This is a genomic window from Flavobacterium ichthyis, assembly GCF_009915155.1.
GTDB classification, from domain to species: Bacteria; Bacteroidota; Bacteroidia; order Flavobacteriales; family Flavobacteriaceae; genus Flavobacterium; species Flavobacterium ichthyis.
Map to the genome: position 1 here is coordinate 1 of NZ_JAABLM010000013.1, position 20,211 is coordinate 20,211.

General features: G+C 35.7%; 22 protein-coding genes. 10 read left to right on the forward strand and 12 right to left on the reverse strand.

Going from position 1 to position 20,211, the window contains the following annotated elements; genetic code table 11:
- Positions 1-150: 150 nt before the first annotated feature.
- The 3 genes from GV828_RS10640 to GV828_RS10650 all read right to left on the reverse strand — a co-directional run bounded on the left by GV828_RS10640 (position 151) and on the right by GV828_RS10650 (position 1,576).
- Positions 151-408: a DUF6952 family protein gene (locus GV828_RS10640; RefSeq protein ID WP_166537481.1), complete on the reverse strand. Its 258-nt coding sequence runs from the start codon at positions 406-408 to the stop codon at positions 151-153.
- A gap of 110 nt (positions 409-518) precedes the next feature.
- Entirely contained in the window at positions 519-827 is a 309-nt protein-coding gene (locus GV828_RS10645; RefSeq protein WP_166537482.1) for a thioredoxin family protein, read from the reverse strand.
- Positions 828-937: 110 nt separating this feature from the next.
- A complete protein-coding gene (locus GV828_RS10650) occupies positions 938-1,576 on the reverse strand; it encodes a peroxiredoxin (RefSeq protein ID WP_166537483.1) in 639 nt (212 codons plus the stop codon).
- A 201-nt stretch (positions 1,577-1,777) separates the two neighbouring features.
- Between GV828_RS10650 and GV828_RS10655 the strand changes: the two genes are divergently transcribed.
- From GV828_RS10655 to GV828_RS10675, 5 genes are all read left to right on the forward strand, one after another.
- On the forward strand, positions 1,778-3,709 hold the full coding sequence (locus GV828_RS10655) for an amino acid permease (RefSeq protein WP_166537484.1): 1,932 nt from the start codon (positions 1,778-1,780) through the stop codon (positions 3,707-3,709).
- Between the two features lie 295 nt (positions 3,710-4,004).
- Positions 4,005-5,861, forward strand: a complete 1,857-nt coding sequence (locus GV828_RS10660; protein WP_166537485.1) for a DNA topoisomerase IV subunit B — start codon at positions 4,005-4,007, stop codon at positions 5,859-5,861.
- Positions 5,862-5,959: 98 nt separating this feature from the next.
- The gene (locus GV828_RS10665) at positions 5,960-8,668 is read left to right on the forward strand and encodes a DNA gyrase/topoisomerase IV subunit A (RefSeq protein WP_166537486.1); all 2,709 of its coding nucleotides are present in this window, start codon (positions 5,960-5,962) and stop codon (positions 8,666-8,668) included.
- A gap of 22 nt (positions 8,669-8,690) precedes the next feature.
- Positions 8,691-9,230, forward strand: a complete 540-nt coding sequence (locus GV828_RS10670) for a hypothetical protein (protein WP_166537487.1) — start codon at positions 8,691-8,693, stop codon at positions 9,228-9,230.
- 22 nt (positions 9,231-9,252) lie between these two features.
- Positions 9,253-9,663 carry a putative signal transducing protein gene (locus tag GV828_RS10675; RefSeq protein WP_166537488.1) on the forward strand — a complete coding sequence of 137 codons (411 nt, stop codon included), beginning with the start codon at positions 9,253-9,255 and terminating at the stop codon, positions 9,661-9,663.
- Positions 9,664-9,756: 93 nt separating this feature from the next.
- On the opposite strand, the gene GV828_RS10680 is transcribed toward GV828_RS10675, so the two are convergent.
- From GV828_RS10680 to GV828_RS10705, 6 genes are all read right to left on the reverse strand, one after another.
- Complete coding sequence (locus GV828_RS10680; protein ID WP_166537489.1) at positions 9,757-10,530, reverse strand: TerC family protein; 774 nt, start codon at positions 10,528-10,530, stop codon at positions 9,757-9,759.
- Between the two features lie 12 nt (positions 10,531-10,542).
- Positions 10,543-11,022, reverse strand: a complete 480-nt coding sequence (locus tag GV828_RS10685) for a DNA topoisomerase IV (protein ID WP_317163824.1) — start codon at positions 11,020-11,022, stop codon at positions 10,543-10,545.
- 54 nt (positions 11,023-11,076) lie between these two features.
- Entirely contained in the window at positions 11,077-11,301 is a 225-nt protein-coding gene (locus GV828_RS10690; RefSeq protein ID WP_166537490.1) for a DUF6095 family protein, read from the reverse strand.
- 3 nt (positions 11,302-11,304) lie between these two features.
- Positions 11,305-12,117 (reverse strand): N-acetylmuramic acid 6-phosphate etherase, encoded by an 813-nt coding sequence (gene murQ, locus GV828_RS10695; RefSeq protein ID WP_166537547.1) that lies wholly within the window; start codon positions 12,115-12,117, stop codon positions 11,305-11,307.
- 177 nt (positions 12,118-12,294) lie between these two features.
- Entirely contained in the window at positions 12,295-13,107 is an 813-nt protein-coding gene (locus tag GV828_RS10700; RefSeq protein WP_166537491.1) for a ZIP family metal transporter, read from the reverse strand.
- A 7-nt stretch (positions 13,108-13,114) separates the two neighbouring features.
- The gene (locus GV828_RS10705) at positions 13,115-13,846 is read right to left on the reverse strand and encodes a class I SAM-dependent DNA methyltransferase (protein WP_166537492.1); all 732 of its coding nucleotides are present in this window, start codon (positions 13,844-13,846) and stop codon (positions 13,115-13,117) included.
- A gap of 79 nt (positions 13,847-13,925) precedes the next feature.
- Between GV828_RS10705 and GV828_RS10710 the strand changes: the two genes are divergently transcribed.
- The 3 genes from GV828_RS10710 to GV828_RS10720 are packed head-to-tail and all read left to right on the forward strand — an operon-like array spanning position 13,926 to position 16,597.
- Positions 13,926-15,083, forward strand: coding sequence for a THUMP domain-containing class I SAM-dependent RNA methyltransferase (locus GV828_RS10710; protein ID WP_208103182.1), 1,158 nt, complete (start codon positions 13,926-13,928; stop codon positions 15,081-15,083).
- Positions 15,084-15,133: 50 nt separating this feature from the next.
- The gene (locus tag GV828_RS10715; RefSeq protein WP_166537493.1) at positions 15,134-15,367 is read left to right on the forward strand and encodes a hypothetical protein; all 234 of its coding nucleotides are present in this window, start codon (positions 15,134-15,136) and stop codon (positions 15,365-15,367) included.
- A gap of 12 nt (positions 15,368-15,379) precedes the next feature.
- Positions 15,380-16,597 (forward strand): hypothetical protein, encoded by a 1,218-nt coding sequence (locus GV828_RS10720; protein ID WP_166537494.1) that lies wholly within the window; start codon positions 15,380-15,382, stop codon positions 16,595-16,597.
- 59 nt (positions 16,598-16,656) lie between these two features.
- On the opposite strand, the gene GV828_RS10725 is transcribed toward GV828_RS10720, so the two are convergent.
- Genes GV828_RS10725 through rlmD form a run of 3 tightly spaced genes read right to left on the reverse strand, consistent with a single transcriptional unit; the run spans position 16,657 to position 19,301 of the window.
- The gene (locus GV828_RS10725) at positions 16,657-17,391 is read right to left on the reverse strand and encodes a DUF6048 family protein (protein WP_166537549.1); all 735 of its coding nucleotides are present in this window, start codon (positions 17,389-17,391) and stop codon (positions 16,657-16,659) included.
- On the reverse strand, positions 17,363-17,881 hold the full coding sequence (locus GV828_RS10730) for a DUF6452 family protein (protein WP_166537495.1): 519 nt from the start codon (positions 17,879-17,881) through the stop codon (positions 17,363-17,365). The genes GV828_RS10725 and GV828_RS10730 overlap by 29 nt, the downstream gene beginning before the upstream one ends.
- 7 nt (positions 17,882-17,888) lie before the next feature.
- The gene (gene rlmD, locus GV828_RS10735; protein ID WP_166537496.1) at positions 17,889-19,301 is read right to left on the reverse strand and encodes a 23S rRNA (uracil(1939)-C(5))-methyltransferase RlmD; all 1,413 of its coding nucleotides are present in this window, start codon (positions 19,299-19,301) and stop codon (positions 17,889-17,891) included.
- A 179-nt stretch (positions 19,302-19,480) separates the two neighbouring features.
- Here rlmD and GV828_RS10740 point away from each other — a divergent pair, with 179 nt between their 5' ends.
- Positions 19,481-19,810: a hypothetical protein gene (locus GV828_RS10740; protein ID WP_166537497.1), complete on the forward strand. Its 330-nt coding sequence runs from the start codon at positions 19,481-19,483 to the stop codon at positions 19,808-19,810.
- Between the two features lie 25 nt (positions 19,811-19,835).
- Entirely contained in the window at positions 19,836-20,207 is a 372-nt protein-coding gene (locus tag GV828_RS10745) for a DUF2200 domain-containing protein (RefSeq protein WP_394350655.1), read from the forward strand.
- Positions 20,208-20,211: the final 4 nt, after the last annotated feature.

Genomic DNA, 20,211 nt, shown 5'->3' on the forward strand with positions numbered 1-20,211 from the left:
CAAAACAGAATAATGTTTCTCTAAAACTAACTTAACACATTCTAATTTAAATGCGTAATCATACTTAACTTTTCTTTCCATAAAAAATGCCCCAAATAGTGTCTAACTTTTTGGGGCATGTTCAAACTGAGGCGTTTTCGTTGTTGGAAATTATTTGTCAATAGAACCGAGGACGCGTTTCATAAAATTGTTGAGCGCTTCCTTTTTTTCGGTACCGTCCTTGACCATTTTGTGAACCTCTAGAGCTCCATACATATTGGAAATCAGTTCACCAATTACGTCTAGTTCTTCGTCTTTTAGCGATGGTATTTCAGTTAGCGCTTCCAAGACTTCGATGGTTTCTATGATGTAATCCTGATCGTTTTCCTCAATAAATTGGGTGAGGTGTTTGATAACGGGTAATTTCATTTTGGGCTTCTTAGAGGGTTAGATTTTTAGACCAATTAGATTTTTTTGAACATTTTTAGAGATAGATAACGTTTAAGTCGTCTAAGACGTCCAAAGCGCTAAAGGTCTTATTACGCAATTTCCGTTACCAATTCTGCCAAAACTTCAGCTTTGTTGGTTTGGGTTTGGTTCACTAATTTTCCGTTCACGAACGTAGCGAATGTAGGTAAATTAGAAACGTTTGCTAATTTTCTTGATTCTGGTGAATTTTCTGCATCAACCAAAACAAACGCAATCTGCTCGTTTTCTGTTGCCATTTTTTTAAATTTTGGCTTCATGATTCGGCAGTTGCCACACCATGATGCCGAATATTGTACGATTACTTTTTCATTGGTTTCTACCAAATTTTGTAATGTATCTTCGCTTAAATCGATTAACATAGTTTTGATTTTTAGTTACGAAGATTTAAGGCTGCAGGGTTACAAATACCGGATTTTTATTTTGGTACCAACAATACTTTGCAACACTGCAACTTTAAAACCTCAAATGATTAATTAGATGCTAAGTAAGCAGCAGTACTATTTCTATCTGCATTCATAGCTTCTTTTCCTTCTTCCCAGTTTGCAGGACAAACTTCACCTTTAGTTTGAACGTGAGTGTAAGCATCAATTAAACGTAAATATTCGTTTACATTTCTTCCTAATGGCATATCATTAACGCTTTCATGGAAAATTTTTCCGGTTTCGTCAACTAAATAAGTAGCACGATAGGTCACGTTAGAACCTTCAATGATGATGCTATCGAGTTCATCGTCAAAACTGGTAGATTCAACATCTAAAATTCCTAAAATGTTAGAAAGGTTGCGTGTGGTATCTGCTAAAAGCGGGTAAGTTACACCTTCAATTCCACCGTTGTTTTTTGGTGTATTTAACCAAGCAAAATGAACTTCGTTAGTATCGCATGAAGCTCCAATTACAATTGTATTTCTTTTTTCAAATTCTGGCAAAGCAGCTTGAAAAGCATGTAATTCTGTTGGACAAACGAATGTGAAATCTTTTGGATACCAAAACAATATTACTTTTTTGTTGTTATTTACAGCTTCTTCAAAAATGTTGATTTTCATGTTATCACCCATTTCTGAAATAGCATCAATTGCAATACTTGGAAATTTTTTACCTACTAATGACATAATTATGTTTTTATTAAATTAGACTTGAGTTATTTTGTTATGGCAAATTTAGCTTAATGAAGTAGTAATATCTATAATTTTTAATTATATATTTTTATTTTATAATAGTTTTTGTTTATCAAAAGAAAAAATCTTACTGTTCATTATTGCAATTGCTTTCATATATTTGTTTTTCACAAACCCACTTTAAATTTTTGCACCATGTCGTTTTCCAGTTTATTCCGAAAAAAAACCGTTGAAGAAATTTTAGATCAAGTTGAAAAAAATAAGGAAGCGGGTCATGCCTCACTCGGAAAACATTTAACAGCAAAAGATTTAACCGCTTTTGGGATTGCGGCAATTGTAGGTGCAGGAATTTTTTCAACCATTGGAAAAGCAAGTGCTGACGGAGGTCCTGCAGTAATTTTTTTATTTTTATTCACGGCTTTGGCTTGTGGATTTGCCGCTTTCGCTTATGCCGAATTTGCCTCAATGGTTCCCGTGTCTGGAAGTGCATATACTTATTCTTATGTGGCTTTTGGCGAATTGATTGCCTGGATAATAGGTTGGGCTTTGATTATGGAATATGCCATCGGGAATATTACAGTTGCGATTTCCTGGAGCGATTATTTTACAGGATTGCTCGAAAGTGGCGGTTTATATCTTCCGCAATGGATTCAGATGGATTATCTCACGGCATCCAACGGTTTTAGCGATGCAACGGCTTTAATGCAAGGTGGAAAATCTTTCGAAGATTTAGATTCGAGCCTCCAAAACGCCTATACTGCTTGGACAACTTCTCCCACAATTGGCTCGTTTCATGTTGTGGCAGATTTACCCGCTTTACTCATTATAATTATTATCACCGCATTGGTTTACAGAGGAATGAAAGAATCTCGAAACGCCAGCAATATGATGGTTGTGGTTAAATTATGTATCATTTTATTGGTAATTGCCGTGGGAATTTTTTATGTGGATACTAATAATTGGAATCCGTTTGCGCCAAATGGAGTAGGAGGTATTCTTAAAGGAGTTTCCGCTGTTTTCTTTGCATACATTGGTTTTGACGCCATTTCCACCACCGCCGAAGAATGTAAAAATCCGCAAAAAGATTTACCAAAAGGTATGATGTGGGCAATAATCATCTGTACAATTCTCTATATCGCCATCGCCTTGGTTTTAACCGGAATGGTCAATTATAAATTGTTAAATGTTGGCGATCCGTTGGCTTTTGTTTTTGACGAATTAGACTTAAAATGGCTGTCCGGAATTATCGCAGTAAGTGCCGTTGTTGCTATGGCAAGTGTACTTTTAGTTTTTCAAATGGGACAACCCAGAATTTGGATGAGCATGAGCCGAGATGGATTATTGCCAGAAAAATTTTCCAGAGTACATCCACGGTTCAAAACGCCATCATTTGCCACCATCGTTACCGGATTTGTCGTGGCAATTCCTGCTTTATTTTTAAATTTAACATTAGTAACAGATCTTTGTAGCATAGGAACATTATTCGCTTTTGTCTTGGTTTGCGCAGGTGTTTTAGTCCTGCAAAATCGCCCGATCATTCCTCGCGGAAAATTCAAAACGCCTTACATTAATGCCAAATTTATTTTTCCGTTACTATTAATCGTTGGAGTAATAATGGCTTTCACCCAAAACAAAAAAGCCACACTCGATTTCATCAACAACGTGCCTCAGGTCAACCAACCCGCGGCAATCGTCACTTCGCTTTCAAAATCCGAAACCAAACAAGTGTATGATTATTTGGTATCAATCGATAAAGAAAATGTGTACACCAACAAAACCAATGATCTCGAACGCATTTTAACAGAATATCACAACCAAAGCGACCAATACGAAACCATTGTCGCCTCGTTACCAATTGACCAAAACCTCAAATACGAAACCGGATTTCAGCTCTTCAAACACAAAATTCCAATGTGGATTTTCCTGATTTCACTGTTATTTTTCGCCGTTTGGGCCTTCCGAAAAAACCTCTCATTAATACCGCTTCTCGGCCTGGTTTCATGCCTCTATATGATGGCAGAACTCAGCGTTTGGAACTGGATTTATTTCACCATATGGCTCATCATAGGACTAATTATCTATTTTTCTTACAGCCGAAAAAAGAGTAAATTAAACCTCATTTCCTAAATTTTTTTAATTTGGGCGTGACCCCAATTTTAGTACCAAACTGCAAAACAGAAATTTACCGAAAAAAATTGGGTCGGGCTTTCGCCACTCGCTGTTTTTTTGGTTCCACTTCGTTACACCAAAAAAACGAGCTCAAACAAAGGCTCAATCCCTCACGCAAACCCCTGCAAAACATCACAAAAAATTCCAAATTCAACCATAAAAATTTGTCAATATCTGGCTGAAAACTTTGAAGCATCCTGTTTTAATTTTCCGGGTGAATGCCGTATATTAGCGCAAAAACCGTAAATTTTCAATGTCAGAACAAAATCAATATACCGAAGACAATATTCGATCACTCGATTGGCGCGAACACATCCGTATGCGTCCCGGAATGTACATCGGAAAATTGGGCGACGGATCTTCGCCAGACGACGGAATTTATATTTTACTCAAAGAAGTTATCGACAACTGTATCGATGAATTTGTTATGGGAGCCGGCAAAACCATTGAAGTTTCCATCAAAGATAAAACGGTTTCCGTTCGCGATTACGGTCGAGGAATTCCATTGGGAAAAGTTGTTGATGTAGTTTCCAAAATGAATACTGGAGGAAAGTATGACAGCAAAGCCTTCAAAAAATCTGTTGGATTAAACGGAGTTGGTACCAAGGCTGTCAATGCTTTGTCTAATTATTTCAGAGTAGAATCGGTGAGAGATAACCAGCAAAAAGCCGCCGAATTTTCTGCCGGAAATTTAACGCTCGAAGAAGACGTTCAGGAAACCACCAAACGCAAAGGAACTAAAGTCGTTTTTGTCGCAGACGATACCATTTTTAAAAACTACAAATACCGCAATGAATACGTAATTCGGATGTTGAAAAACTATTGTTATCTCAACACCGGATTGACCATTTATTACAACGGCGAAAAATATTTTTCGGAATATGGACTAAAAGATTTATTAGAAGAAAATATTGCTGAAGAAGATATGGTTTACCCAATTGTGCATTTGCGTGGCGAAGACATCGAGTTTTCTTTAACCCACAGTAAATCACAATATTCGGAAGAATACCATTCGTTTGTAAACGGACAAAATACCACGCAAGGTGGAACGCACTTGAATGCTTTTCGCGAAGCGGTAGTAAAAACGATTCGGGAATTTTACAACAAAGGTTTTGAGGCTTCGGATATTCGAAAATCGGTTGTAGCGGCAATTTCGGTAAAAGTTGAAGAACCGGTTTTTGAGAGCCAAACCAAAACCAAATTAGGTTCAACCGACATGGGTCCGAATGGGCCAACCGTGCGAACTTTTATTCACGATTTTGTCACCACAAAATTGGATAATTTTTTACACAAAAATCCGGAAACCGCCGAAGCTTTGCTGAAAAAAATACTTCAGGCGGAACGCGAACGCAAAGAACTTTCCGGAATTAGAAAATTGGCGAAAGAACGTGCCAAGAAAGCGAGTTTGCACAACAAAAAATTACGCGATTGCAGAGTTCATTTGCCCGATACCAAAAACCCACGTTGTTTAGAAAGTACACTTTTTATCACGGAGGGAGATTCTGCATCTGGAAGTATTACCAAAAGTCGTGACGTGAATACACAAGCCGTTTTTAGTTTGCGTGGAAAACCGCTTAATTCCTACGGAATGACTAAAAAAATTGTGTACGAAAACGAAGAATTTAATTTGCTTCAAGCGGCATTAGATATTGAGGAAGATTACGAAAATTTGCGTTACAACAACATCGTAATTGCTACAGATGCCGATGTCGATGGTATGCATATTCGCTTGCTACTGATTACTTTTTTCCTGCAATTTTTCCCGGAATTAATCAAAGAAGGACATTTGTATATTTTGCAAACACCTTTATTTCGGGTGAGAAATAAAAAAGAAACCATTTATTGTTATACCGAAGAAGAACGTGTGAACGCCATAGAAAAATTAAAACCAAAACCCGAAATCACGCGATTTAAAGGTTTGGGAGAAATTTCTCCGGACGAGTTTAAACATTTCATTGGCGATGATATCCGTTTAGATCCCGTGATGTTAGACAAAGCCACTTCAATTGAAACGTTGCTTGAATTTTACATGGGAAAAAATACGCCCGACAGACAAGATTTTATCATCAACAATTTGAAGGTAGAATTAGATTTGGTGGAGAAAAATTAAAACGAAATTGTAACAAAGTGACTTAGTTTTAAAGTAACAAACTCTTTATCAGGCTTTGACTTTGAAACTTTGCAACTCTGAAACTTTCCAACTTTTATATGAACAACGAAGAAGACGACAACATTATCCCAAACGAAGACGAAAATAACGGCCAAAACCAATCGTTTGACAATAAAAATGAAGAAGGATTTGAAGACGAAATCAGGCTTTCTTCGGGAGATCATTTTTATGAAAATAACGAAAACCCAGACGATACCATTACCAAAGTTACCGGAATGTACAAAGATTGGTTTTTGGATTATGCTTCGTATGTAATTCTCGAACGAGCTGTTCCCGCAATTGAAGATGGTTTCAAGCCGGTTCAACGACGCATCATGCATTCTATGAAAGAATTGGATGACGGTCGTTACAACAAAGTGGCCAATATTGTGGGGCATACCATGCAATATCATCCTCACGGTGATGCCAGTATTGGTGATGCCATTGTGCAAATCGGTCAAAAAGATTTGCTTATTGACATGCAAGGAAACTGGGGAAATATTCTTACAGGAGATGGTGCCGCAGCTTCCCGTTACATTGAAGCCAGAATTTCTAAGTTAGGTCACGATATTTTATATTCCCCAAAAATTACCGAATGGGGTGTTTCTTATGACGGAAGACGTGCAGAACCTGTCAACCTTCCGGTGAAATTTCCGTTGCTTTTGGCACAAGGAGGCGAGGGGATTGCCGTGGGTCTTTCTACCAAAATTTTGCCACATAATTTTAATGAACTGATTGATGCTTCGATTAAAATTTTAAAAAACAAACCGTTTACACTTTATCCGGATTTTCCAACTGCAGGAATTGCTGATGTATCCAACTATAACGATGGACTACGTGGTGGTCGTGTTCGGGTTCGTGCCAAAATAAATCAGCTCGACAAACAAACGCTTACCATCACACAAATTCCTTTTTCTACCAATACGGGTTCGCTGATTGACAGTATTTTGAAAGCGAATGAAAAAGGGAAAATTAAAATTAAAAAAATTGAAGACAATACCGCTGCAGAAGTTGAAATTTTAATTCACCTTCCGGCTGGTGTTTCGCCAGATAAAACCATTGATGCATTGTATGCTTTCACGGCTTGCGAAACCTCGATTGCTCCGTTGGGTTGCGTGATTCAGGATAATAAACCGCTGTTTATTGGGGTTTCGGATATGCTGAAAATTTCGACTAACAGAACCGTAGGTTTGCTCAAACGCGAACTCGAAATTCAGTTGGACGAACTAGAAAATAAGTGGCATTTTTCAACCTTGGAAAAAATATTCATTCGTGAAGAAATGTACATTGACTTCAAATTGTATTCAGACAGAGAATCTTTGTACCAATATTTATACAAAAGATTTGAGCCGTTTCAGTCAATTTTAGTTAGAGAAATTAACGACGATGATTTGCAAAAGCTCACGCAAATTCCAATGATTCGTATTACCCGTTTTGATTCGGATAAAGCAGATGACGCGATTGCTAAGCTCGAAGCCGAGATGGAAGAAGTGAAAAATCATTTGGACAACCTGATTGATTTTGCAATAGCATTTTTTCAAAAATTAAAAGAAAAATTTGGAAAAGGCCGTGAACGCCAAACCGAATTACGCAGTTTTGATACCATTGAAGCGACAAAAGTGGTACTCAGAAACACCAAACTTTACGTCAATAAAGAAGAAGGTTTTTTCGGGACCGGATTGAAAAAAGACGAATATGTTGCTGATTGTTCGGATATTGACGATGTAATTGTTTTTCTGCGTGACGGAAAAATGATGGTTTCTAAAGTGGACGAAAAGAAATTTGTGGGCAAAGACATCATTCACATTGCGGTTTTTGATAAAAACGACAAACGAACCATTTACAACATGATTTATCGTGATGGCAAAAATGGTTCTACATTCATCAAGCGTTTTAACGTCTCCGGGATTACCCGCGATAAATTTTACGATTTAACGCAGGAAAAACCAGGTTCGATGGTAACGTATTTTTCAGCAAATCCTAATGGTGAAGCCGAAACGGTGACGATTTTGCTTCGTCAAGTGGGAAGTGTAAAAAAATTAAAATGGGATTTAGATTTTGCCGATATTGCCATAAAAGGTCGTGCTTCTCGAGGAAATACCGTAACGAAATATCCGATTAAAAAAATCGAACTCAAAGAAAAGGGAATTTCTACTTTGAGACCGCGAAAAGTGTGGTTTGACGATACTGTTCAGCGATTGAATGTAGATGGAAGAGGAGAACTTCTGGGAGAATTTCGCCCGAATGACAGAATTTTAATCATTTCGCAAAGCGGAAAAGTGAAAACCATCGTTCCGGAATTGACCACGCATTTCGACGAAGATATGATTGTTCTAGAAAAATGGAAACCGAAAAAACCAATTTCTGCCATTTATTTTGATGGAGAAAAAGACCGATATTTTGTGAAAAGATTTTTGGTGGAAAATGAAAACAAAGAAGAAATTTTCATTACAGAACATGCGAAATCTCAGTTAGAAATTGTTTCAACAGATTACCGTCCGGTTGCGGAAGTTGTTTTTGCGAAAGCAAAAGGAATTCAAAAAGAAAACCAAACGGTAAATTTCGAAGAATTTATTGCGGTGAAAGGCATCAAAGCGCTTGGAAATCAATTGACAACGGATAAAATCAAACAAATAAACTTGTTAGAATCGTTGCCTTACGAAGAAGAAATTGAACCAGAACCTGTGAGACCTTCCGCTTCAGAGATTGAAGATTCTGGCGATGTAAATTCTGACGACGACGGACAAATAACGATGAGTTTGGATTGATTTAATAATAATTTTTCAGGTTATGATTGTTGAATACAAAATACAAGAAAACGATTTTCTTCAGATGAATTTGTTTTTAGATAAGGTATCTGGGGAATTAAAGCAATCCTTAAAGTATATCGTGATTTGGATGATAGGAAACATGCTGTTTCTTTGTCTTCTACTTTATTTAGTTGAAAGCTACGAAGCTTTTTACGTAATTGCTGGATTTTCTATAATCCAGATTATTTCATATATCGCATCCTATAAAGGTATAAGACTGAGGCAAATGCAAAAAGCGGTTCGAAAACGATATATGCATGATTTCAATCAACTTGTATTTTTAGAAATTGAAGATCAATATTTTAAAATAAAAATGGAGCAAATTGAAACCAAGTTCGATATTGCTCAACTGGAAACGGTTTACGAAACCAAATTCCATATTTTTATAAAATTAAAAAGCAGTAATCTTGTCATTCCTAAACCGCAACTCAGGAATTGGAGAGAAGTGGCAAATAGATTAGAGCTTTTGACAATAGCAAATAAAAAAGGATATTTTAAACAGCTAAATTGGCGTTTATAAATCAAAATAGAAATCTGCTAACATGGAAAATTCATTCAAAAAACTCGCACAATATACGTACTCGAGCGAGGCAATTGTTGTGAAAGGTAAGTTAGAATCGGAAGGTATAGAAGTATTTTTGCGGGATCATTTTACAATCGATACAGATCCGATGGTAAGTAACGCAATTGGTGGTGTCAAACTTTTTGTAAAAGAAACAGATTACGAAAATGCAACAAAAATTTTATCGGAAATCAGCGATTTTTCTTTAGACGATAGTGGAAAACCTATTGAATGTCCGCACTGTGGTGCTCAAAAAGCACAACTATTTACCAGCATCACCGATTTTAAATCGCTGATTTCGTTCCTCGTTTCTATGTTTTTTGTGATACTGCCGTTTTACACCAAATACAAATACCACTGCGAAAATTGTAATAAAGAATTTTCCTTATAGATAAAGCCACGAATTCACAAATTGATAATAAATTCGTGAATTCGTGGCTAAACAAATAATCAGTGGCAACAATCATTCGTAGCTTAAAAAAAACTAACTCGCTTTTTTCCGCATTTTCATATTCAAAAATTCCACCGCAAGCGAAAAAGCAATCGCAAAATATAAATAACCTTTTGGAACTGCCCCAACGTGTTGTCCTGCCAATTCCGCACCAGATAGATGCATACTTTCGGTAATCAACATAAACCCAATTAGGATTAAAAACGCCAAACCTAAAATTTGGATCGACGGATTTCTGTTTACGAAATTTCCTACCGGAACCGCAAAAAGCATCATCACCCCAACCGATATCACAACAGCCGTAATCATAATTGGCAACGCACCTTCAATCCCGCTGGTCATTCCAACAGCCGTCAAAATGGAATCGACCGAAAAAATTAAATCAATCAACAAAATCTGGAAAATCACATTCCCGAAAGATTTTTTCGCTGAAATTTTCAATTCCTTTTCTTCTTCGCCTTTATGGTCCACTTTTTCGTGAATTTCCTTGGTACTTTTATAAATCAAAAATAAACCTCCCAATAGCAAAATCAGGGCTTGACCGGTAATATCTGCCTTTAAAAATCCCCAATCAAAGCTAAACCAAGGTTTTTTCATGGCGATTAAAAGTGTGATTCCAAAAAGCAATGCAATTCTCATGAACATCGCCAAGAATAATCCGAGTCGGGTAGCTTTTTTTCGCTTTTCTTCGGGTAATTTTCCGGTTACGATTGAGATAAAAATGATGTTGTCAATTCCTAAAATTATTTCAAGAAAAGTCAATGTTAGCAAGGCAATCCAAGCATCTGGGTTTGAAAAAACTTCCATTTAAAATTGATGTTATTTAATTTTTGTAACCGTTCCTTTTTGTTTTTGGCTTTCGCCCAAATTTGAAAATTCAAAGGTATAAGAATTTTCCGTAGTCGATAAAATTTTCATGTGAATTGCCTTTTTTTCCGCAATATTTTTTGGGCGCAATTTTTCTAAAACAAATTCACAATCGTTAATCCATCGTACTGTCGAGGTGTCTGTTTTTCCTTCATAAGTGTCAATTTCAATCGAGTCATTTCTTACAAAAAACGACTTTTTTTTGACGCCATTTACTTCATATTCAAACTCAAATTTGCCCGTTTTAAAATCTTGGCATTCGCGTTTCACTTCATAGCAAGACATTGTGGTTGCTGCTAAAACCGTCAGTAGTAACAATCTTTTCATGTTTATATTTTTAAGAAGCCAATCCAGTTTTTCGCTTCTCCCGAAACTTCGGGACGGGGCTAAAACTTGTTCACCAATCTGCAGAATATTTAAAAAAAATTTCATATCATATTTTTCTAAAAAAACACCTGCGACTTTCGAAAGAAAATTTTGCTTTTTTCATGATTTTCCAAACATGCTGTTCATTATTTTTCTAATTCCAGAAAACATCAAGAAAATTGCGGCCAAACTCGCAATGATTCCCATGCCCAAAACCGGAATAAAAAACGGATGGTCTTCGTTTTTAAACGAACTATGAATGACTACCGGTCCTAAAAAAAATAGTGGTAAAGCCATGGACAAATATAAAATCCCTTTTTGTAAAATTTTTCTGTCGGTTTTCATGTTTTATGATTTGTAATTTTCAATGGCGTTGCGAACGTTGCCGAATCTTTCAATTAGGTTTGTCGCTTCATTTTCGTTGATTGACAGTTCATCCATCACCATTTTTACAGCGCGACCCACTAATTTATGATTGCTCAGTTGCATGTCCACCATTTTATTTCCTTTCACTTTTCCCAGCTGAATCATCGTTGCCGTGGAAATCATGTTCAAGACTAATTTTTGTGCGGTTCCGGCTTTCATGCGAGAACTTCCCGTAACAAATTCTGGTCCCACAATCACTTCGATGGGAAATTGTGCGGTTTGCGATAAGGGACTTCCGGCATTACAGGAAATGCTTCCGGTGGTGATATTATTTTCGTTGCATTTTTGCAAACCACCAATAACATAAGGCGTTGTTCCCGAAGCAGCTATGCCAATCACCACATCATTTTCGTTAATTTTCCACTCAGAAAGATCTATCCAAGCTTGGTTTTTGTCATCTTCGGCAAATTCTACCGCTTTGCGAATGGCGGTGTCGCCTCCGGCAATAATTCCAATAACCAAATCAAAAGGAACGCCAAAAGTGGGCGGACATTCTGAAGCATCTACAATTCCCAAGCGTCCTGAAGTTCCGGCTCCAATATAGAATAATCGGCCGCCTTTTTTCATTTGCGATACAATTTTTTCCACGAGTTTTTCTATTTCCGGTAGTGCTTTTTCTACCGCAAGTGGAACGGCTTGATCTTCTTGATTGATGTTTTTCAAGAGTTCGGAAACCGGCATTTTTTCGAGGTGGTTGTATTTTGAGGATTGTTCTGTGGTTTTGATAAATGTCATAAACGGTACGAAATTATATCCCAAATATACGAAGTTTGCACGGGTTTGCGTGAGCGATAGCAGCGAAAATCCTTTATTTTTTTTGTAAAGATTGTGCTTGGTGAAGACAACAGAAAAAAATAAAGATTGTAGCGAATAGCGCGACCCGAAGGGACACGCCCAAAAAATAAATTTTATTTAACTTAAAAAATAAGCCGACACAATTCCGATGGCTATCATGGCCAATTTGGCAAAGTTAAACTTGTGATTTTCACTGCTTTCGAAAATAATAGTTGACGATATGTGGAATAAAATTCCGATGACTACAGCAGAAATTTCGGTGTAATATTGCTCAAGTTGCGGCGAAAATTCTGAAGCAAAAGTTCCCAAAGGTGTCATGAACGCGAAAGTGATCATGAAGAAAAATATGGCGGTTTTGTTGAGTTTTGCGTTGAGAAAAAAGGAAGTCAAAATGACGGCAATTGGTAAGTGATGAATGGCGATTCCTAATGCTAAATCGTTGTGATGGCTTACAGGAAATCCTTCTAAAAGCGCATGAATACACAAACTTAGGAATAAAAGCCACGGCATTTTTGTCATTTCGTGGTGTCCGTGAACGTGACCGTGTTCGGCACCTTTTGAGAAAAATTCTAAGATAATTTGGAATAAAATTCCAAGCATAATGTAAATGCCAATTTTTCCCGATGGATGATGGTGTTCATGGTCGTGATGTTCGTGTGCTACTTGGTCGTGATGATTGTGATTGGTATGATTGTGATCGTGGATTTCAGGAGTGTGAGATTCTGCTATTTGAGTTTCTAAACCGTGATTATTAGCCGATTCATAAACTTCCGGCAAAAGATGCATTACAGTGATAGACAGCAAGAAAGCACCGCTGAATGCCATTAATAGTTTAAGGTTGGTTTTTTTGGTAGGTTTTAAAAATAAGGCTACCGCATAACCCAAAATTACCGAAAGTAAAGGTAAAATATAATACGATCCTGGAAACATTTTTTATTTATTTAAAAACCATTATGAGACGCTCGCTCTCATTTTTGTAAAATTTTCTCAATTTGTAATCGCCGAAAATATCGAGCAGATAAATGCCACAATTTTCCATCATTTTTTCGAAATCTTCCAGCGTGATGGCTTTTACTTTTTCGGTGAAATGGTAGTCTTCGCCTTTATCTTTAAACGAAATTTCTTTGGTAATATATCCGTCATCAACGTATCTTTTGATATGAAAATCAATGCCTTCTACTGATTTAGTTTCTTCAGGAACGAGGTTTTTAATCACTTGATGCACATTCATAAAATCGATTACGGCAAAACCGGTTTCATTTAAACTTTCATGAATAGCTTTGAGGGTTTTTTGGTTGTCTTCGGGATTTTCGAAGTAACCAAAACTAGTGAACAAATTAAAAATAGCATCAAATTTTTCTGCCAAAGGTTCGCGCATATCGTGAACGGCAAAATGCAGGTTTTCATTTTCGAAATTTTTGGCTTCGTTGATACTATTTTCCGACAAATCTACTCCTGTGACATCATAACCAATTTGATTGAGATAGATGGAATGACGACCTCTGCCACAAGCCAAATCTAAAATTTTTGCGTTTTCGGGAAGGTTTAAATATTGGGTAATATTTTCCATAAACACTTGTGCTTCTGCATAATCGCGGTCTTTGTAAAGAATGTGATAATATGGTGTGTTGAACCACGAAGCAAACCAAGGGTTGTTTTCTTTGAGCATCAGTTTGAATTAAGCCGCAAAATTAGTGTATTTTTGCCGAATGTAAATAAATTATTTGCATGGGAAATGACACTTTATCATGGAAAATTTTAAGATGATTGCCAAAACCTTTTTTGGTTTTGAAGAAATATTAGAACAAGAATTGTTGAAACTTGGAGCGCAACAAGTGGAAAAAGGCGTGAGGATGGTGCAGTTTGTGGGGGATAAAGGTTTTATGTACAAATCGAATTTGGCTTTGCGAACCGCTTTAAAAATTTTAAAACCCATTCATAAATTTCGTGCAGGAAATGAAAATGGCTTGTATCACGGTATTCGCAGCATTGATTGGTCAAAATACCTTCATTCAAGTAAAACTTTTGTAATAGATGCTACGGTTCATTCCGATTTTTTTCGTCATTCGCAATTTGTGGCGCAAAAAGCCAAAGATGCAATTGTAGATCAGTTTCGGGATAAATTTGGTTCTCGACCAAGCATTGATAAAGATTACCCGGATTTACGAATTAATATTCACATTGATCGCGACCAAATCACGGTTTCTTTAGATACTTCTGGTGCTTCCTTACATCATCGTGGTTATAAAACGGCAACAAATATTGCACCTATAAATGAAGTTTTAGCGGCCGGAATTTTGTTGCTTTCAGGTTGGGACGGACAAAGTGATTTTTTAGATCCTATGTGTGGTTCCGGAACATTTTTGGCGGAAGCCGCAATGATTGCTTGTAACATTCCAGCGAATATTAACAGAAGAGAATTTGCTTTCGAAAAGTGGAACGATTGGGATAATGAATTATTTGATAAAGTTACTGATTCACTGTTAAATAAAACGCGTGACTTCAACTATACGATTAAAGGTTTTGACAAATCTCCTTCGGCGGTTATGAAGGCAAAAGACAACGTGAAAAATGCCAATTTAGAAGAATATATTTCGGTATCTGAACATAATTTTTTCCAAAGCGAAAAAGAGTCTGAAAGTAAATTACACATCGTTTTTAATCCACCTTATGGCGAAAGATTGGATATTGAAATGGAGCGTTTTTACAAAAATATTGGCGATACTTTGAAGCAAAATTATCCCGGAACAAACGCATGGTTCATTACGGCAAATCTTGAAGCACTAAAATTTGTAGGATTAAAACCTTCCCGAAAAATTAAGTTGTTTAACGGTAGTTTAGAGTCTCGGTTGGTAAAATACGAAATGTACGAAGGTTCAAAAAGAGCTAAATTTCAGGACTCGTAGTTATACAATTTCTAAAGAAAATTATTTTTAAAATGCAAATTCAATAAAAAATGAGTTTAAAAACCAGAGCTTTCGTCTATCAATTGTTGTGTTTCGCAGCGTTATTTATTCTTTTCAGATTTTTAATTGACGCTTTCACCAATCTCACCGGATTTTGGATTCCCTTGACAGCGTTTGTAATTGCTACAATCTTGGCTCCACAATTTCAGGCGGTTAGAACCAATGAGGGCGAAAAATTATTTATGAAATGGATTTTTATGAAAGGTATTAAACAGATTAAATAAAGTAAAAAATATATGCGCCATTTAAAATTTATAGAAAGTGTATTTTTTGGTTATTTTATAAATTTTGTGTTGCTCATTTATTGCGTCACAAGATTTCTATTTTATAGCTCAATGGAGGCGGGTTATGGAGATGAAAATATTTTTATCTCTAATCTTGAATACCTAAAAACCGCTGGATTTATTGCTGCCGTGGAAAGCCAAATCTCCGTACCACATTCGATTTTGGTGTATCCTTTGACACTTATTTTCGAAACACACATTGCTTTGAGAATTGTCAATTTACTCTTGCTAATTACTTTAACTATTTATGTTTTTAAAAAATTTAAATGGAGAAATTATTTTTTACTATTGTTCTATTTGTTTTCGGGAAGCGCATTTTTTATTGGAACAAATGATGGATTATTTCACTTTTCATTGGTGATATTTATTCTAGAAAGCTATTTATATATCAATAGTAAAAAGCAATCTTTATCAATAGCATTAGTATTTTTGACAATTGCATTTTTTACAAGGGAGATGTTTATTCTATATTTACCTTGCTGTCTATTTTTACTACTTGGGGCTTATAAAGTTCGTAAATTTGAAAAATTAGCGGATTTTGCGCCAGCGATAATTACTTTTTTAATATTTATCATTCTAAATATACCAAGTATCTGCGAAAACCACGCCCTTTCTTATGAGAAGAAAGATGGAGTGGGTGGGAACACATGGGTAGAAAGACAATATTTGTCTCAGTTGTATGCCAACGAAGGAAAAATAAAAAATTATTCGCATGTTTCTTGGAATGAAGTCAGCGATTATAAGCTTAAATATGGAGAAAATTCACTGCCTAAAAACAGTTTTGAACATTTATATTTTGATATTAGTCTAACGTTAAAAGAATTTGTAAAAGATTTTCTTTACATGCTAAAAGATTCTATTAGGCAAATGGGGTTGACACAAATAATAATTTTTATTATCCCACTTGTATATATTCGTAGAAAACCAATTGAAGGGTTTGTAATTCCGTTAATATCATTATTGACCTATTTTATATTTTCTTTAATTATTATCTCTTATGTCGAAATGCGTTGGTTGGTTCCAATAAGCATCGTATCTATCGTTTATTTCGAAAATTTTAGACTTGATTATACTTCGAAAAATTGGAAACAAATATATTTTACTAACGTAGTTACTGTTAGCTTAATTATGATTTATGGTATTGTCAAACTTGTTCCAAAAATTATTTAAAGTTGTAGCTGTCATTTAACAAAAAATAAAAAAGCGGAACCAAATTGATTCCGCTTTTTTTATGGCTTTTCTATGCTTTTTACTTTTTGCTGCTTTTTATACAACGGAATAAAATAACTCACGGTGTAATTAAATCCTACGCCAAAACTTCCGTCATAAGTCCTATTAAAGCCTGGAATGTAAAGATTGTCAAAATCGTTAGGTTTTTTATTTGATACCAAATAATTTAATCTTACGCTAAATCCCATAAAAAGGTTATCGAAAATTTCCGCTTTCATTCCCGCCACAAATTCCAGCCAATGCGCTGACAAGCCGTCAAAACTTCTGCTTTCGGTAATGACACTTTCATTGCTAAAATACGGATTAGGATTATAAATTGTATAACTGTTCAATTCCTGAGAAAAAGTACTAAAACCGTATCGTGCTCCAATGGTAATCATGTTTTCCATGTCTAACCAATTGTCATATAAATTATAATCGGCTCCAAATTTTACAAAAGTTCCTTTAGTGGTAAAATTCAGTTGGGGTTCGTTAGTAGTTTTGTTTTCATTTCCAAATTCGCCAGCGATGTATATTTTTTTATTGAAACGATAATCGGCTGTAATTTCAAAACCTTTGTATTCTTTATCGTAGAAACTACGGGCAATTTTAAACAAATCTACGCCAACTCTCAAACCGTATCTGTCTGGAAATTTTTGCGCAACAATCGTGTCTGTTGCAGGTTCCTGAGCCGAAATGTTCGCACAAAACAGCAAACAGAAAAAATTAAAAATAAAAATTGAGGTGTGCTTCATCTTCATTTTCAATAGTGTTTTGTTCGTTTGTAATGGTTTGAATCCAGTTAGCATCGTTGCCGCCGGTTCGGGTAACATCGGTTAAAGAAAAATTCATTTTATAGCCACAAGCACGTGAAACGTAAATTTGCATTCTTGAATAATCGATAGTTAAAGTGTCGGTATTTTGTTGTGAAGAACCGTTGAAATTAGTCAAAATATAAGTGGTTACATCGCTGTCTAAACGAAGTGGCAAGGCAATAGAATTTGCATTTGTTAAAAAACGTGCTTCGCCTTCACTTTCCGGATTAAAAACCAATCTGTTTTCTTCAGATATTTCTCTGGCAGAAAAATTTGTCAGGTTTTTGGCAACAGAAGAATTGGTTTGATCAAAAAAATTAATCACTAATCGTGGCGTTGTTGGTGTACTTTCGGCACAAATATCATCTTTCTCACAACCCGAAAGGATTGCTAAAAAAAGAAGTCCCAAAAAAGTTAAATATTTTTTCATTTTGACATTAGCGTTTTTCCAAAAGTACAACATTTTCCACGTGATGCGTTTGCGGAAACATATCAACCGGACGAACTTTTACCACTTTGTACCTTTCATCCATTAATGCCAAATCTCGTGCTTGTGTCGCCGAACTGCAACTTACATACACAATTTTTTCGGCGCCAATATTTAAAATTTGAGCCACAACGTCTTTGTGCATGCCGTCTCGTGGTGGATCAGTAATAATTACATCAGGTTTACCATGTTGGGCAATAAAAGCGTCATTAAAAACTTCTTTCATATCACCAACGAAAAATTCGCAGTTGGTAATATTGTTACGTTTAGCATTTTCTTTGGCATCAGCAATTGCCTCGGGAACAGCTTCTACACCAATTACTTTTTTGGCTTTTTTCGATACAAATTGTGCAATCGTTCCGGTTCCGGTGTAAAGATCGTAAACTAATTCAGTTCCGGTTAAGCCAGCAAAATCGCGGGTAATTTTGTATAATTCATAGGCTTGCTCGGAATTAGTTTGGTAAAAAGATTTAGCATTAATGCTAAATTTCAACCCTTCCATTTCTTCCAAAATATAATCTCTACCTTTATACAGTATCACATTTTGGTCGTAAATTGTATCATTTGCTTTGCTGTTAATCACGTATTGCAACGAAGTGATATTTGGAAATTTCTCCAATAAAAAATCAAGCAAAGCTTCACGTTGCGGTTTGTTATCTTCAAAAAACTGAATTAAAACCATGATTTCTCCGGTTGAAGCCGTACGAATCATCAGCGTTCTCAGTAAACCTTCGTGATTTCTAGGATTGAAAAACGCTAAATGATGTTCATTAGCATAATCTCTGATGCTGTTTCTAATGGCATTTGAAGGATCTTGTTGTAAAAAACATTCGGTTACATCAAGAATTTTGTCCCACATTTTTGGGATGTGAAAACCAAGTGCATTTTTATTGTCGAGTGCTTCACCGCTTTCAATTTCTTTTTCGGTCATCCATCGTGCGTTCGAAAAAGAAAATTCCATTTTATTTCTGTAAAAAAATTGTTTTGCAGAACCTAAAATCGGGTCAAATTCGGGTAAATCAATTTTTCCAATTCTTTTTAAATGGTTAAAAACTTCGTTATTTTTATAATAAAGTTGCTTTTCGTAAGTCATATTTTGCCACTTACAACCTCCGCAAGCGCCAAAATGCTGACAAACAGGCTCAATTCTATCTTCGGAGAATTTTTTTATAGCAATGGCTTTTCCTTCGTAATACGCTTTTCGTTTTTTAAAAGTTTGCACATCTACCACATCTCCCGGAACCACATTTGGAATAAAAATTACTTTTCCATCCGGAGCTTTCGCAACCGAAACTCCTTTGGCTCCAGCATCGAGAACTTTAATATCTTCAAAAATTATCCTATCAGTTTTTTTTCTTCCCATGGCGCAAAAGTAAGTGTTTTAATTGAAATTTTTGGTAAATAAAAGCACACATACGCAAGTATTCTTTCAGGTTAAAATTATGATAATCCCGAATTGCAAAATAAAAATAATTTATAGGAAAACATTAAATTATTTTTTCCAAACCTAAAACGTTGTAAGGATATCGAAACTGCTTGACAATGATTTTCGTAAATATATTTTTACTAAAATATAATGTTGTGGCGAAATCTATTCTTTCAAACGAAACAAAAACAGAGCTTATTGCTGCCATTTTTCAGCTGGTGCAAAATCTTCGTGCGGAGAAATCAAATTACATTGAACTTTGGCTTTACAGGAATGGAATCCGTGGCATTTTAATAGACGATAACGCCAGTGATTTTTTTTTAACAATAGGAAACTCTGGTTATCATGCTGTTTTATCAAGAAAATTAAAACTGTATCACCATACCTCAGAACAAGAAATTATGATAATTGTTGAGGAAGCATTTTCTTATTTCCCACCAGCTTGATTTTTTTTATAAAATCACTACATTTATGGTTACAAAATTAATTTTTATGCAAAATACGAAAGTGTTCACCATGGCATTTGCGTCAGTTTATCCACATTATATTGCGAAAGCCGAGAAGAAAAACCGTACGAAATATGAAGTTGATTCTATTATTTTTTGGTTGACAGGTTATGATCAGAAGATGCTGGATAAAATTTTGGAGAACAAAACTAACTTTGAAACTTTTTTTAATGAAGCTCCAAAATTAAATCCAAATGTTGATAAGATTACCGGCGTGATTTGCGGTTACCGTGTAGAAGAAATCGAAAATCCGTTGATGCAGAAAATTCGGTATCTAGATAAATTAATTGATGAATTGGCCAAAGGCAAGAGTATGGAAAAAATTTTGCGGAGTTAAAAGA

Bases quoted from the DNA above. Each gene is read 5' to 3' on its own strand.
- GV828_RS10650 (WP_166537483.1), bottom strand. From the start codon at position 1,576: ATGTCATTAGTAGGTAAAAAATTTCCAAGTATTGCAATTGATGCTATT.
- GV828_RS10710 (WP_208103182.1), top strand. From the start codon at position 13,926: ATGGAAAATTTTAAGATGATTGCCAAAACCTTTTTTGGTTTTGAAGAA.
- GV828_RS10740 (WP_166537497.1), top strand. From the start codon at position 19,481: ATGATTTTCGTAAATATATTTTTACTAAAATATAATGTTGTGGCGAAA.
- GV828_RS10640 (WP_166537481.1), bottom strand. From the start codon at position 408: ATGAAATTACCCGTTATCAAACACCTCACCCAATTTATTGAGGAAAAC.
- GV828_RS10645 (WP_166537482.1), bottom strand. From the start codon at position 827: ATGTTAATCGATTTAAGCGAAGATACATTACAAAATTTGGTAGAAACC.
- GV828_RS10745 (WP_394350655.1), top strand. From the start codon at position 19,836: ATGGTTACAAAATTAATTTTTATGCAAAATACGAAAGTGTTCACCATG.
- murQ (WP_166537547.1), bottom strand. From the start codon at position 12,117: ATGACATTTATCAAAACCACAGAACAATCCTCAAAATACAACCACCTC.
- GV828_RS10730 (WP_166537495.1), bottom strand. From the start codon at position 17,881: ATGAAAAAATATTTAACTTTTTTGGGACTTCTTTTTTTAGCAATCCTT.
- GV828_RS10670 (WP_166537487.1), top strand. From the start codon at position 8,691: ATGATTGTTGAATACAAAATACAAGAAAACGATTTTCTTCAGATGAAT.
- GV828_RS10720 (WP_166537494.1), top strand. From the start codon at position 15,380: ATGCGCCATTTAAAATTTATAGAAAGTGTATTTTTTGGTTATTTTATA.
- GV828_RS10705 (WP_166537492.1), bottom strand. From the start codon at position 13,846: ATGCTCAAAGAAAACAACCCTTGGTTTGCTTCGTGGTTCAACACACCA.
- GV828_RS10665 (WP_166537486.1), top strand. From the start codon at position 5,960: ATGAACAACGAAGAAGACGACAACATTATCCCAAACGAAGACGAAAAT.
- GV828_RS10685 (WP_317163824.1), bottom strand. From the start codon at position 11,022: ATGAAATTTTTTTTAAATATTCTGCAGATTGGTGAACAAGTTTTAGCC.
- GV828_RS10675 (WP_166537488.1), top strand. From the start codon at position 9,253: ATGGAAAATTCATTCAAAAAACTCGCACAATATACGTACTCGAGCGAG.
- GV828_RS10715 (WP_166537493.1), top strand. From the start codon at position 15,134: ATGAGTTTAAAAACCAGAGCTTTCGTCTATCAATTGTTGTGTTTCGCA.
- GV828_RS10700 (WP_166537491.1), bottom strand. From the start codon at position 13,107: ATGTTTCCAGGATCGTATTATATTTTACCTTTACTTTCGGTAATTTTG.
- GV828_RS10725 (WP_166537549.1), bottom strand. From the start codon at position 17,391: ATGAAGCACACCTCAATTTTTATTTTTAATTTTTTCTGTTTGCTGTTT.
- rlmD (WP_166537496.1), bottom strand. From the start codon at position 19,301: ATGGGAAGAAAAAAAACTGATAGGATAATTTTTGAAGATATTAAAGTT.
- GV828_RS10690 (WP_166537490.1), bottom strand. From the start codon at position 11,301: ATGAAAACCGACAGAAAAATTTTACAAAAAGGGATTTTATATTTGTCC.
- GV828_RS10660 (WP_166537485.1), top strand. From the start codon at position 4,005: ATGTCAGAACAAAATCAATATACCGAAGACAATATTCGATCACTCGAT.
- GV828_RS10655 (WP_166537484.1), top strand. From the start codon at position 1,778: ATGTCGTTTTCCAGTTTATTCCGAAAAAAAACCGTTGAAGAAATTTTA.
- GV828_RS10680 (WP_166537489.1), bottom strand. From the start codon at position 10,530: ATGGAAGTTTTTTCAAACCCAGATGCTTGGATTGCCTTGCTAACATTG.